This window comes from Psychrobacter sp. CX10 (assembly GCF_057621575.2).
Map to the genome: position 1 here is coordinate 1,620,627 of NZ_CM177736.1, position 14,877 is coordinate 1,635,503.

Below are 14,877 nucleotides of genomic sequence, written 5' to 3' on the forward strand. Positions count from 1 at the left end.
ATCAGGTTAAGCCTGACCAAATGATTTTATAGTCTTAAGGTGTGATAGTCTTAAGGTGTAATAGTCTTAAGGCGTGATAGTTTTAAACCACGGTAGTTTAAGGCGTTATTTATTAGGGCGTGTGGAACATTCGCAAATTAGCACTGCTGATAGCTTAAATTGTTCCAGACTAGGCGCAAACCGCAGTTAATGTCTAGACCTTGACTAGGTTTGCAACAACGTCTGGGGCGATTTTAGCATCAGCCTAAAAGGGCGGGACTCTTTTTTGCCAATATATTGCGAAATTGTCTAACTTAGAATGACTAAGCGTCCAAAATTTCACTGCATATTGCCTAAAAAATAGTCTCCGCCAGTGCCATGGTCGAATGTTCCACACGCCCTAGAATGCCATTATGTTAGGGATTGGTAGTTAGAGCCTGTTAATGACAGGCTTCTCTTACTTTATTAGAGGACAAAAAGTCTTGCACTACGTTATATTGCCCTGCTGTGGTTTCTTCACCATACATGGCCTGCCTAAATGCATTTGAATCTTCTATACCTGAAGTGTACCAAGCAATGTGTTTGCGAGCGATACGGCACCCTGAATATTCACCGTAGAACGCATATAGCGCTTCTAAATGTGACAACACGATTTCTTTTAATTCATCAAAGGTTGGCGGCTCAAGTAGTTCACCTGTCAGTAGATAGTGCCTAATATCGCGAAACAGCCACGGTTGACCTTGCGCAGCGCGGCCAATCATGATGGCATCACAGCCTGTTTTATTATATACCTCAACTGCCTTTTGCGGGCTATCAATATCACCATTTGCAATAACAGGAATACTGATCGATTGCTTTACTTCTTTTATAAGATCATAGCGAGCATCACCGCTATAATTATCTTCTCTGGTACGACCATGAATCGCTATGGCAGCTATACCTGCTTCTTCTGCTCGTTTTGCAATCCTCAATATATTTTCTTCACCATTAGTAAATCCCAATCGCGTTTTTAGCGTTACTGGCGCATCTACCGCCGCTACTGTAGCGTCTAACAACCGTGCGACCAACGCCTCGTCTTTTAATAAAGCAGATCCCGCAAGTTTTCTACATACTTTTTTTGCGGGGCATCCCATATTTATGTCTATAATTTGCGCACCATTATTGACTTGATACTGGGCAGCTTCTGCAAGCTTATCCACATCCGCGCCCGCAATTTGTGCCGATATCGGGGCTATCTCTCCATCAAAGTTAGCTCTAAATAGGGATTTTTTATGCGCATATAAAGTGGCATCTGCGGTCATCATTTCACTCACCGCATGCCCTGCACCGAAAGATTTACATAGCCGTCTAAACGGGTTGTCCGTCACGCCCGCCATAGGCGCAACCATAAGACAATTTTGTATCTCAAGCCCACCGACATTAAGCGGTTCTAATAATTTATGAGGTTTGACCAACGTATTGCTGATAGAAGGCTGATTCATGTCTCACTCTGTACTATTTATGATAAAGGTTAAATTATGAAAAGTTATATACTATAGACTGAACTACTAAACGATTAAGGTGCTAACCTTAATAAGCCTACCATTTGTAGGATTTCCAATAGTTTTCTTGATATGGTAATTATCAAATTTATTATAAGATAACCCTAAGCTATCTCAAATTTTAGATCAATAACATCATCAAAATGTCCAACTGGCCCATAAATATTTTAACCAATCATTGGAAATAGAGTTGAGCGCATGAACAAGGGTAACCCATGTCTAAATCCTAAATAAGCCAATACCAGTCCAGTAAAGGTATAATTTGACCAGGTATGTAAACCCCATTGGAAGTAGCCGATTTGCATGGCGTCTTTTGCAGCGTTGATGGCCTTTGACGTTGAAGATGACCTTTGTCGTTAAAATTGTTGGGTCTGCAAAATGCACCACTGGTTCATAAACACCATAAAATAGTAGCGCAATACCATAGCCTGCCTAAAACATCATCTTAAACCATTCGCTATATTCACAATTGGGTTCAGCATGATCTGAGCCTAGCTTAATCTTACCTTAGGAAGAGCTAGTGGCCTAGTAACAGGGTGAGTAACTAATGACTAATTTAATGAATGACGAATTTAGTGAATGACGTGTTAAGTGATCGCATCAGCTAGTTGCTTGGCTTGAGCAGCAAGCTCTTCCATATCTGCTTGACTAACTGCGTGTTTACCTAGCTCATGGATGCTAGATGGAATAAGATGCACGTGATAATGGAACACAGTTTGACCCGCTTCCGAACCATTTAGCTGCATTTGTACAATTCCTTCTCGATTAAACACCTGACGCTGAGCTTGCATAACTTTCTTAGCAGTCATTAACACCGCACTTGCGTACTCTGGCTCAAGCTGAGACAAGTCAACCGCTTTTTGTTTGGGTATCACTAAAACGTGACCTTTCGCTTGAGGCATAATATCCATAAATGCCAACGTCTTATCATCTTCATACAACTTATGACATGGAATCTCACCCTTCAACATTTTGGCGAAAATATTATCATCCTGATACGTTTGTGTGGTCATAATTATCTCCTTAATGAAGTTAGCAATCTATAGTACAAAACTGAAAAAAAATATTCTCCACACCTACAAACTAGCACAAACTGACACGGTAACAATAGTTAGCGTTTGAAAGTCTATGACACCTATTTTATTGTGAACAAACTTTTAGACAAAAATCTATGATAATCAATTTATCATTTAAATATAAAGGTCTGATCATCAATAAAGAAGACTGCCTATAGCAGTCTCGTTAATTTAAATCTTTTGAATGATATCCATATTTTAAATAGTAAAATGGTTAGATAGCTTAGCTAAGCCATTAGAAAGCTAAACTATTAAAAAACTCTATTTAAACCATTTAATGCAGCTACCCGGTAAGCCTCAGCCATCGTCGGATAATTGAACGTCGTATTTACAAAATACTCGAGCGTGTTATTACATTTCATGACGGCTTGACCAATATGAATAATTTCAGAAGCATGGTTGCCATAGCAATGGATACCTAATATTTCAAGCGTTTCGCGGTGGAATAATATTTTAAGGACACCAGTACGCTCACCAATAATTTGAGCACGGGCTAAGTGTTTGAAAAACGCTTGACCCACTTCATAAGGCACACGTTCGTCGGTCAGTTCCTGCTCAGTTTTACCAATACTTGAGATTTCTGGAATAGTATAAATACCCGTTGGCACACTTGAAACGGGTTCAGCATCCTCATCCCCTATCATAAATGCCGCAGCACAGCGCCCTTGGTCATAAGCTGCGGATGCAAGCGAGGGCCAACCAATAACATCACCAGCCGCATAAATATTATCAACCTCAGTACAATAGGTATCATCAACTTTTAACTGACCACGTTTGTTGGCTTTAAGACCAACGGCTTCTAAATTTAAGCTTTCAGTATTGCCAGAGCGTCCGTTAGACCATAATATAGCGTCTGATTTGATACGCTTACCGCTTTTGAGATGCAGCACCACATAATCTTCATACGTCTCAAGCTTTTCTATCTCTTCATTATGACGCACTAAAACGCCGAATTGTCTAAAGTCATGCGCTAAGGCATCACTGATTTCTTTATCCAGATATGTCAGTAATTCATCATGACTATTAATTAGATCAACTTTGTAGCCAAGTCCTGTGAATATAGAGGCGTATTCGCAGCCAATTACGCCCGCACCATAAATGATTATTTTGTTAACCACATAATCCATTTGCAAGATTTTGTCTGAATCAAATACGCGAGGATGTGTGAAGTCTAATAATTCAGGATGATAAGGACGGCTACCTACCGTAATAATGGCTTTATTAAAAGTGATGGTTTCATAGCCCAAACCATCTCCAAGCTCAATTCTTAAAGTATGCTTATCTTTAAAACTTGCCCAGCCATGACGTACTTCAATTTGATTGCGCTCATAAAACCGCGTATGCGTTTCCACTTGACTACGAACCACTTTTCGAGCCTTAGTAAGCACTTTATTTAAAGGAACTTGATAATAATCTAACCCTTGTGAGAATAATGGGTCACGGCGGTAATTAATGAGGTTAAAGACAGATTGACGTAACGCTTTACTCGGTATTGTACCCACGTGAGCAGAGTTGCCCCCTACTTTATCGCGCGGGTCTACAACAACGACTTTTTTACCCCCCTTTGCAAGCTTCATGGCTGCCGCTTCGCCAGCAGGACCGGCACCGATAACCACCGCATCATATTCGTACTCATGCGCATCTGTCTTAATTCGCTCAGAGTCTCTAGTGTATCCAGAGTTGATACGAATACGGTCATTATCCAGTGGGCTTATTAGGTTGGGATGGAAGATTTGATGTGTATCCTCTTTTGGCTTCGAGGTAAGCATATTTTGGTCAGCATTAGGCTGATGTTGAGGCGCATCACCGCTGTCTTGGTTAGATACTTCTACATTATTTTTAGACTCTCTAATGTCATTGGTCTCATCACCTTTGCGTTTTTTTGTCATATCGTCCTCATTTTAATTGGGTATTCATTAATCTGGTTTTTTTTTAAACTTTGTTTAAATTAATCAGTATTAATAAGCATTTGGTTTAAAAAGATACTGAGCTTCAAAAGATATTAAGTCTATTTTTAAGCTATACGTAGTTTGAAAGTTATACTGTTCTCAAAAAATTATGATTGGTTTATTATATCAATTATTAATTTTGGAATTTAGCCCAGATTGTTCTAGACCTGTTAACTGAACCTAATACCTTTTATATAAGTAGATAAGTATGGGTTTTATAAGTAAATAAGTATGGGATAAATAGTTATCAGGTTATTTGACAGTTAACAGTAAATAGCTTACAAAAAGCATTAATTTACGGCTACCCAATACGACGTTTTAATCCTGTGATTTGTAAAATACGTGTTGCAATCTCTTCTACTGACATTTGTGACACATTTAAGCTTGGTATACTTTGGGTCATATATATAGCTTGGATGGCGCGTTGCTCTTCTTCACATTGCTTATAACTGGCATAGCGGCTACCAGCCCGTCGCTCTTGACGAATCTTCTGCAAACGTTCGGTATCAATAATCAATCCAAACAATTTGCCTCGGTGCGGCTGTAACGCCTTAGGCAGTTGATTGTCGAACAAGTCATCTTCGGTTAATGGATAATTGGCAGCTCGGATACCAAACTGTAAGGCTAAGTACAATGAGGTGGGCGTTTTGCCAGAACGAGACACACCAATTAGAATGATATCTGCCATGTCATATTGACGCGTACGTGCCCCATCATCATTATCCAATGCAAAATGCACAGCGTCTATTCTGGATTTATAGGTTTCTGAATCCACATTGTCGTGAGCATGCCCAGAATGAACATCAGGTTCAACGCCAATTTCATCAGTAATACGCCCTATCAGCCCTTCATACATATCAAGATTACAAGCTTGAGCAGAATTAATTACTTCACGAATATCTGGATCAACAATAGTATCAAAAACCAGCGGCAGTATTCCTGTAGTCTGATAAGCTTTATTGATATGCTTTACGGCAATTTGCGCCGTTTCAACACTATCTACATAGGGTATGACCCGTGTCTCAAAAGGCACACTCGCAAATTGACTTAAAATTGAGCGGCCGAGTGTTTCAGCGGTAATGGCTGTACCATCTGAGATGAAAAAAGCGACTCTGATAATCTGAGGTTTATCTACCGCCAAGGCACTTCTATTTTGAATTGTCGGCTTTGCCGATAGCATATTGTCTAAACTTTCCATACCATTCCTAATATAGTCAAAATATCTAAATCAAAAGCGAAAATTTTTTATAAACTTATTCTAGTCTAGGGTCTGTCGAATAAATACCAGTATAGCAGTAGGGTTACTAAACTCGTACTCAGTTAACTGCTGCTATAACTCGTACTCAGCTAATTGCTGCTATAAATAATAACTTATTTAAATCACCATGTTGATTCTATTAGCGATAACAAACGATTAATCATACTAAAATTGATTAAGTTATATATTCAATACATTTCACCCATACCCTTAAGTAGACGATTATTAATTATGGATGATATAGTTTGCTCCCATACCTAAATTAAATTTGTATAACATCAGTGCACTCATGAATCTTATATTCAGTTTTTAACTAAATATAAAAGCCGCTGACTTTATATAGAAGTCGCAAGCTATGCGAATTTATAAACTCTTTAATATCGCAATTAATATTTAAACGTCTTTATGGACTATTAAGTCATAAGATTATGCATAGTTTATATAAATTTTAATAGTTAACCATACACAAATTACCGAAATAGCGGTATAATTTGAAAAAATGACCTTATTTCCTGGAGTTATCATGACAACACCGCAAGTTATTACCCTTGACAAGTTAGGCAAAAACGACGTCGAAACAGTCGGCGGTAAAAACGCCTCATTAGGCGAAATGATTAGCCATCTATCAGACCTAGGTGTTAGTGTACCAGGCGGATTTGCAACTACTGCTGCTGCCTTCAACAATTTTCTTACTGAAACTGGTCTACTGGATAAAATTAACGATGAGTTGAATAATCTAGATGTTGATGATGTCAACAAACTGACTGAAACCGGTAAAAAAATCCGTAATTGGATTATTGAACAAGAACTACCAGCGTCATTAGAGCAAGAAATTCGTGATGCTTTTGAGATAATGAGTGAAGGCGAAGATATCGCTGTTGCTGTACGTTCTTCAGCAACTGCAGAAGATTTACCAGATGCATCATTCGCAGGTCAACAAGAAACTTATTTAAATATCCGCGGCATTGATAACGTATTAATCGCTATAAAAGAAGTATTCTCCTCTTTATATAATGACCGTGCTATTTCATACCGTGTTCATCAAGGGTTTGAACATGCTGGTGTTGCCTTATCAGCAGGTATTCAGCGTATGGTACGCTCAGAAACTGGCGCTGCTGGCGTTATGTTTACCCTAGACACAGAAAGTGGCTTTGATGAAGTGGTGTTTATCACTTCAAGCTATGGTTTGGGTGAAATGGTCGTTCAAGGTGCGGTTAACCCTGATGAGTTTTATTTATCAAAAGCCCTATTAGAACAGAACAAACCTGCTGTTGTTCGTCGTAACTTAGGTAGTAAGCATCAGAAAATGGTATATGGCGATGAAGGCAGTACCGCTCGTTCAGTTAAAACTGTTGATGTCGAAAAAGAAGATCGTAATCAGTTTTCTTTAACGACTGATGAGTTAAATGAACTGGCTAAGCAAGCCGTTACTATTGAGAAGCATTATGGCCAACCGATGGATATCGAGTGGGCAAAAGATGGTGATTCAGGCAAATTGTTTATTGTGCAAGCCCGTCCAGAAACCGTCAAAAGCCGTCAAGATACAAACGTTATGGAACGTTACCTCATTCAAAGTCAAGGCGCTAAAGTGATTTGTGAAGGCCGTTCGATTGGTCAGCGTGTTGGCGCGGGTAAAGTTCGTGTTGTTAACAACCTAAATGAAATGGATAAAGTTGAAGTTGGCGATGTTCTGGTTTCAGATATGACAGATCCTGATTGGGAACCGGTCATGAAACGCGCTTCAGCTATCATTACCAACCGTGGCGGCCGTACTTGTCACGCTGCCATTATTGCTCGTGAATTAGGGGTTCCTGCAATTGTTGGTTGTGGTAATGCCACTGAGTTATTGACAGATGGTCAAGAAGTAACTGCTTCTTGCTCAGAGGGCGATACGGGCTTCATTTATGAAGGTATTTTGGATTTTGAAATTCAAAGCAATTCAATTGAAGCCATGCCAGAGCTGCCTTTCAAGATCATGATGAATGTGGGTAACCCAGATCGCGCCTTCTCATTTGCTCAAATACCGAATGCTGGTGTTGGCCTAGCCCGTTTGGAATTCATTATCAATCGTATGATTGGTGTGCATCCAAAAGCGCTACTAAACATGAATACACTACCACGAGAAGTATCTCAAGCAGTTAAAGAACGTATCTCTGGATATGCTTCCCCTGTTGATTTTTATGTTGATAAACTGGTTGAAGGTATCTCGACATTAGCAGTGGCATTTAGAGAGCAGCCAGTAATTGTGCGTATGTCTGATTTTAAATCAAATGAATACGCCAATCTAATTGGTGGTAAATTGTACGAGCCATCAGAAGAAAACCCAATGCTTGGCTTCCGTGGTGCAAGTCGCTATGTATCGGATAATTTCCGTGATTGTTTTGAGCTTGAGTGTCGTGCGCTAAAACGCGTCCGCGATGATATGGGCTTAACCAATGTTAAGATCATGATTCCGTTTGTCCGAACCACCAATGAAGCTAAGGAAGTGGTTGAGATTCTTGAGAAAAATGGTCTTAAGCGTGGCACCAATGGCCTAGAGCTTATTATGATGTGTGAGCTGCCTACCAATGCCCTACTTGCAGATGAGTTTTTAGAATATTTCGATGGTTTCTCTATCGGTTCTAATGATTTAACGCAATTGACTCTAGGTTTAGACCGCGATTCAGGTATTGTGTCTCACCTATTTGATGAGCGTGATGCTGCGGTTAAGAAATTATTATCTATGGCAATTTCAGCCTGTCACAAGCAGAATAAATATGTGGGTATTTGTGGTCAAGGCCCATCAGATCATCCAGATCTAGCTTACTGGTTGATGGAACAAGGTATTAGCTCTGTTTCTTTAAACCCAGACTCAGTTCTTGATACTTGGATGTTCTTAGCCAATGATGACAACGCTAATGCTAATGCCTGATTTTAGATTAGGTTTAGTTTGAATGAGGCTATTTCAATTCATTCTTTTAAGTTGTCGATATTAAGAGGCTTAATAAGTATTAATCAGTTTCAGCATTTTAAATGCATTAGAACTTAAAATGTCGTATCCGGCCGCAATAATCAAATTTATGATCATTGTGGTCGTTTTGCTATATACGCCTAGGTTCAATTTTAATAATTGTATTAAAGACCTACAATAGGTCAAGATACATTGATTATAGTACGTATAGATTGGTTGAGATAAATAGATTAACCTTCAAGATTGGATTATCAAATTAAAGCCGCATATAAATAATTAAACATTAAAAAGGGTTATCGTTTTATGAAAATATTTCTGGCGAGAAATGGCGTTCAAGCTGGACCTTATTCACTTGAACAGCTTAATAACATGCTAGCGACAGGTGAGGTCGACCTTAATGATTTAATGTGGCATGAAGGTATGGATCAGTGGGTTCGTGTGGGCACTATGACCTATGAGACTAGCCATTATACCCCGCAGACTAGCAATAATGCGCCTGACACGAACAAACGTGTATCAGTCGCAGAGCTATATGGGAATAACGAGCCTGATGTTAAAAGTGAAAATACCATTTCACCTGCGCCAAATCCTCCTAATAAAACAGTAGGTATGTCTAAGAAACCTGGTGCGTTGGTAGCCAATGCTTCATCTGAATTGGCCACTATCAGTAGTCGCGTATTAGCAGTAGTTCTTGATCAGATTTTAGCGCTTTTATGCTTAATACCACTGTTATCGGGTATGGATTTTGACTTTGAGAAGCTACAAGCCGCTGTTCAAGACCCTGCGCTGTTAGGTACGATAGCAGAAACCATTCCTACGCATCTTGCTACAATGACATGGTTTTTAATATTTGCTTTATTTATCGTCCAAATATTCTTACTTGTCAAACGTGGTCAAAGTATTGGTAAACTCATTACAGGTGTTCGTATTTTGGATGTTGAATCTAAAAACTTGCCTTCAGTCACTAACATTATATTGATACGTACTGTACTAACAAACCTTGCTTATAGCATTCCCACTATTGGACAAGTGATTTTGGTTGTTGATTTTGTTATGATGGTTATCGATAAGCAGCGTCGTAGTTTACATGATAAAGTTGCTAAGACTTATGTCGTTAAAGCAAGACCTTCTCAGTTGAATAAAAAATAGATAACTTACTTAATAATCTAAGCTTTAAAAAACGGGTAAGTGTAATAGGTGCAGGGTATAATCAAGTCTCTATGTTTACCAAACCTTTATAATTATCAAAACCTGTATGTTTACCACTATTAATATTGTGTTTAAGCGCTAAGTTTGTTAAAATAATCCGCTTCAATTTGCACACAAAGATAATATTCCAAATTTGTGTCAATGACGATATTTAAATTTGAACGAACTGGCTGCTTATTCAAATTATTTATGTTGTCACCATATAGTCAAAGACGTCTAAAATGGTTACATGGCAACCGAGTGCAAGTACTCCTCGAGTAGACTTAACGAGGTAAACACTGTAACCGTTTAGTAGTTCGCTGACTATAGCTATTTATAGCTAGCCTGTGGATAGTCTCAGATCCATAATGGCTAAAGTGGACAAACTTAACCCAGTCAACTTTTAGATTGTTTTATAACCAGACTGTTTAAAAAGTTTTTTGTAAATTTCTTAATATTATGTTGAGTCAATTAGTCTTAATTTTAAGCGATTGATTTTTTATATTTTCAGTATTTAATACTGAGTCCTAATTTAGTAAGCAAATTCTACCAAGGAGACATCCGTGGCTAACTCAGCACAAGCTCGTAAACGCGCACGTCAAAATAACTCTCGTCGTCAACATGCTGCTTCACAGCGTTCGATGATTCGTACTTATATGAAAAAAGTTGATTCAGCTATCGCTGAAAACGATTACGATGCAGCTACTGAAGCTTTTAACAAAGCTGTACCTGTTATTGATCGTATGGCGGACAAAGGCGTTATTCATAAGAATAAAGCAGCTCGTCGTAAAAGCCGCTATAACAAAGCCATAAAAGCACTTAAAGCTTAATTGGCAAATTAATTAGTTTTAGCTAATTTGGATTATTGAAGTAAGACAAAGCCCTCAACACTGTTGAGGGCTTTTTTTATTGGTTCTATAATCAGCGAACTAATATCAGTGAACTACTAACCGATTACGGCATTACCCCTCTACGCCTACATAAGTATAGTCAGCGAACTTATAAAGAGTCACGGTGTTAACCTCGTTAAGCCTACCCTAGTAGTACTTGCACTCGGTTGCCTTGTGACTACTTTAAAGTTCTTTGACTATAGTATTTGCGTTATGAATACTTGCATCAAGTTACCTTGTAACCAATCCAGACTTCTTCAACTATAGCTTGAATTTCTGTTGAGCGAATCACTTACGAGGCAGTAGCAATCGAGAGGACGGTACTTCAAATCTTTGACCGCGCCAAACCAAGTTGGCGGTGGCTTCTTCGAAGGGTTTGTCATCAAACCACATAAAAACGCCTTCCATCATTTTAGGCCAATCATCCCAAGTTATGTCGTTCGCGTCTAGCATCACCCCTAAGAACGCAGCCAGAAGTGTGTCATGACTTACCGCAAGCGATAAAAACCCGGGTTCAGGCTGAGAGTCATATAATAACGATAGCAAATCTAAACCGCCTTTTTGAGCTGATTTAGTACTGGTTAAATCATCTCTTAAAAAAGCATTAATAAAATTTAAAGCACCTATCTTTTTAAACTTTTCGTTCGCTTTTTTGGAATCAATTACCAAACTTCCAGGCTCTACCAGTAGCGACTCATGTGATATGGGTTGTTCAACCCCTGCGCCATCTTGCATAAGCTTTGCAGTATCAACACATCGCCATATTGGACTTGCGATACTAGGGGTATCCAGCGAATAAGGCAAATATTCAGACAACCAGCGACCCCATGATTTAGCCAATACCCTACCTTTGGGTGTTAACGGTAAATCTGCACTAGCAAAACCTTGACCAGTAGATCGCTCTCGTAACGAATGCCGAGTAAACAATATCAGACGTTCATGATTATTCGGTAGATGTTTAATAGAATGAATCATACTCTCAGGTAAATGAGCAGGCGCAGGTGCTAAACTAAGACGCTTAGAAGGTATCATTGTTTCGATAGTAGTTGCCTTGTACAATATAAAAGTTAAGACTATAAGAGTTCAGACGTTATAGATGTTAATTTAAGATTCTTTATAATTTATAGAAAATTTAGTATACACAAACTTTAATACAACAAACTTAGTCCAAGTTATTCAATAAGCGTATCATATCTCGACCACTTTAGCCCAATCAAACTCTAACTTTGTACTGCTAATCTCACCGGGATAAGCACGAGGATTGACCACTACTCGCGTATTACCCTCAACGTAGTCAAAAGCTTCATGAGTATGCCCATGCACCCAGAGTACTGGAGCCCAAGACTCATGCATCCAATGACTAATATCGGTAACAAAAGCAGCATTACTAGGTAGGTCCGCATATTTTTTAGACACTGATCTTGGACTAACACTATGATGACTCATAACAATAGCTCGTTTGTCATCAGCTTGTGCTTTAATCAAGGCTTGCTTTAACCACCGTCTATGTTGATGATGGATTTGGATAGATAGTTCAGGAGAAAATAGCTGCTCTCCTGCACGTATTGCACGATAGTCACGCATAAAGGCCATCACCGCATCACGTGTTTGCGGCGTGGATTCAAACTCATAGTCTGTCCATAGCGTACATCCCAAAATTCGGATATCATCGACATCAAATTCATGACATTGTAATACCCTAACGCCTGAGAAGTTATGAGCATCGTAATTATCCCAACTTTGCAGCTGCTTATCAAAAGTCAGAATGTCTTCAGAAAAATATTCATGATTACCCGCAATAGTAATGATGGGTTTGTTATTTTCGCGGGCTTGATCTTGTAGCCATGCCATACCTGAATCACTATTGGCAGTATCACCTGCAACTAAAATGATATCCGCAGTCGTTTGTGGAATACGGCCTAAAGGCTGATTCCTTTTCGCATAACTGTCTATATGAAGATCACTTACAATTTGAAGTTTCATAACATCCTATCAACATACATGTATTAAACTCTCTATAACCCATATATGGCTATTATTTAATTAAAATCAACAACTTCAAAGCTTATAAAGCGTTAATAGAATCTAATATAGTCTCCAATTTTTGCGTTGGCAACTTTGATTGAGTTATAGAGCGTCCAATAACCAAATAATCAGAACCATTTTGCATGGCTTGCTGCGGCGTACAAATACGTTTTTGATCATCAGTAGTATCTTCTAAAGCACGTATACCTGGAGTTATTAATTTAAAGTCTTTTCCACATAGCGCTTTTAGTCGTTCAGCTTCTTGTGCTGAGCAGACCACCCCGTCTAACCCCGCCTCTTTTGTTAATAGTGCTAAGCGCTCCACCTGTGCATCGACACTTGCCTCAATGCCAATAAGGTTCAGCTCATTTTGATCCATTGAGGTTAATACGGTTACCGCAATGAGCAACGTATCATAGCCACCATGCTTCAATCTGTTATTAGATTCTTGCATGGCAGTCAAGCCTGCACTGGCATGAAGATTTACCATCCACACGCCCATATCTGCTGCGGTCAATACTGCTTGAGCCGTGGTGTTAGGAATATCATGAAACTTGAGATCTAAAAATACTTCAAATCCCATCTTATGTAGTTCTCTAATGACTTTCGGGCCACATCTGGTAAATAACTCTTTACCTACTTTTAAACGACAGTGCTTAGGATCTAATTGATCTGCTAACGTTAAAGCATCAGACAGTGAGTTCTTATCGATTGCAACTATAATAGGTGACGCTATTGGTGACGCGGTTGAATCAGAAGACGTTATCGTTGAATCAGAAGACGTTATCATTGAATCAGAAGGCGTTATCGTTGAATCAGGCACTATTAATTGCTCTGAATTATTATTTGAATGATGCGGTTTATCCGAAGAAGATGGGCTCACAATGACTCCAATTAAAAAATTAATGCTCATATTCAATATAGGGGGGTATATAGTAAGTATAAAGGATGATGCTTGAAATCGCTAAAAAATCTATACTGCTATTTAAATATAAATCAAAGAAAAAAAACGACCTTTATTGAATAAAGGTCGTTATCATATCACTTACGTTATATAACCAACTTAATAGTGATTATAAATTGCCGCTTATTTAAAACTACTGATTAAAGACCATTTATTGAACACCATCGATTTAAGACAAGTTAGGGAAAAGCAGCGATAAAAAAATCCAATTTTAAAGGTTTAAATTTACTGCATTATAGCGTAGGTTTTGATTTAGTTACTGTAACTGAGCTGTCAGGTTGTGAATCAACAAATACAGTATTGTCATTAACATCTAAATCGTCTTGATGCTCCAGTGCGATAGTAGCTTGCGCTAATTCCTCTTGTAAACGTTTGTTATCTTTATTTAAACGGTTAATTTCCCACTTGTTTTGTAGCACTTTAAACAACAATAATGCCAAAAGCATGCCAATAATAACACCCAGAAAAATACATAATATTAATAAAAGCCCCAAATTCATTGCTGGAGCTTGGGTAAAGAGAAGGTTAACCGCCACTTCTCTACCATTTGCTAATACCAAACCTAAAGAATAACCAAATATTATGAACAGTAAAATTATCAATATAAAGCGCATACAAACCTCTGAGTATTATGATCTGAAAAGTAATGGAATTAAGAAGCAAATTAATGAAGAAGCAAATTTATTAAGAAGCTAGTTTTAAAATGCTAGTTTCAAAATGGTTAAATAATCGTTATATCGGGGATTATAACGTTATATAGCCAAGCTCTGCTAGTAGTCATTATATATTAAATATTACCAGTCATAGAAGTAAGTGTTATCATAAGCCTCATTTTTTGATACTATGCCTTTTATTTGTGATAACAATGCTACTTAGCTGTTTAACTTATAAGTTATTTTTAAGCTTTCTTAATTATCAGCTAGTTAATTTATTAGCGCCTCAACTTAACCGCTACTTAGCACCTTGATCATAAATTCCGTACAGTTTATTGTTATTATGTTTATGACCAGATACGTAGGGATAAGGGGCGATACTTTTTGAGATAGTATGTATTAAC

The 14,877-nt window shown here is 38.3% G+C and carries 12 protein-coding genes; 3 read left to right on the forward strand and 9 right to left on the reverse strand.

The features are described from left to right. Positions 1-419 precede the first annotated feature (419 nt). From dusB to ppsR, 5 genes are all read right to left on the reverse strand, one after another. On the reverse strand, positions 420-1,460 hold the full coding sequence (gene dusB, locus AC21OH_RS06595; RefSeq protein ID WP_487370660.1) for a tRNA dihydrouridine synthase DusB: 1,041 nt from the start codon (positions 1,458-1,460) through the stop codon (positions 420-422). A 227-nt stretch (positions 1,461-1,687) separates the two neighbouring features. Then, positions 1,688-1,825, reverse strand: coding sequence for a BCCT family transporter (locus AC21OH_RS06600; protein ID WP_487370659.1), 138 nt, complete (start codon positions 1,823-1,825; stop codon positions 1,688-1,690). A 282-nt stretch (positions 1,826-2,107) separates the two neighbouring features. Next, entirely contained in the window at positions 2,108-2,533 is a 426-nt protein-coding gene (locus AC21OH_RS06605; RefSeq protein WP_487370658.1) for an HIT family protein, read from the reverse strand. A gap of 314 nt (positions 2,534-2,847) precedes the next feature. Beyond that, positions 2,848-4,365, reverse strand: coding sequence for a Si-specific NAD(P)(+) transhydrogenase (gene sthA, locus AC21OH_RS06610; protein WP_487370684.1), 1,518 nt, complete (start codon positions 4,363-4,365; stop codon positions 2,848-2,850). A 481-nt stretch (positions 4,366-4,846) separates the two neighbouring features. Next, positions 4,847-5,725, reverse strand: coding sequence for a posphoenolpyruvate synthetase regulatory kinase/phosphorylase PpsR (ppsR, locus tag AC21OH_RS06615; protein ID WP_486535042.1), 879 nt, complete (start codon positions 5,723-5,725; stop codon positions 4,847-4,849). 601 nt (positions 5,726-6,326) lie between these two features. On the opposite strand from ppsR, the gene ppsA reads away from it, so the two are divergent. The 3 genes from ppsA to rpsT all read left to right on the forward strand — a co-directional run bounded on the left by ppsA (position 6,327) and on the right by rpsT (position 10,771). After that, positions 6,327-8,714, forward strand: coding sequence for a phosphoenolpyruvate synthase (gene ppsA, locus AC21OH_RS06620; protein WP_486534932.1), 2,388 nt, complete (start codon positions 6,327-6,329; stop codon positions 8,712-8,714). 342 nt (positions 8,715-9,056) lie between these two features. Beyond that, on the forward strand, positions 9,057-9,902 hold the full coding sequence (locus AC21OH_RS06625) for an RDD family protein (protein ID WP_487370657.1): 846 nt from the start codon (positions 9,057-9,059) through the stop codon (positions 9,900-9,902). Positions 9,903-10,504: 602 nt separating this feature from the next. Then, a complete protein-coding gene (gene rpsT, locus AC21OH_RS06630; RefSeq protein WP_487370655.1) occupies positions 10,505-10,771 on the forward strand; it encodes a 30S ribosomal protein S20 in 267 nt (88 codons plus the stop codon). A 348-nt stretch (positions 10,772-11,119) separates the two neighbouring features. On the opposite strand, the gene AC21OH_RS06635 is transcribed toward rpsT, so the two are convergent. The 4 genes from AC21OH_RS06635 to AC21OH_RS06650 form a co-directional block, all read right to left on the reverse strand. Continuing rightward, positions 11,120-11,863, reverse strand: a complete 744-nt coding sequence (locus AC21OH_RS06635; RefSeq protein ID WP_486534929.1) for a histidine phosphatase family protein — start codon at positions 11,861-11,863, stop codon at positions 11,120-11,122. Positions 11,864-12,019: 156 nt separating this feature from the next. Beyond that, on the reverse strand, positions 12,020-12,814 hold the full coding sequence (locus AC21OH_RS06640) for a metallophosphoesterase (protein ID WP_487370654.1): 795 nt from the start codon (positions 12,812-12,814) through the stop codon (positions 12,020-12,022). Positions 12,815-12,896: 82 nt separating this feature from the next. Continuing rightward, the gene (gene pyrF / locus AC21OH_RS06645) at positions 12,897-13,646 is read right to left on the reverse strand and encodes an orotidine-5'-phosphate decarboxylase (protein WP_487370683.1); all 750 of its coding nucleotides are present in this window, start codon (positions 13,644-13,646) and stop codon (positions 12,897-12,899) included. 407 nt (positions 13,647-14,053) lie between these two features. Beyond that, positions 14,054-14,434, reverse strand: coding sequence for a LapA family protein (locus AC21OH_RS06650; protein ID WP_487370653.1), 381 nt, complete (start codon positions 14,432-14,434; stop codon positions 14,054-14,056). Positions 14,435-14,877: the final 443 nt, after the last annotated feature.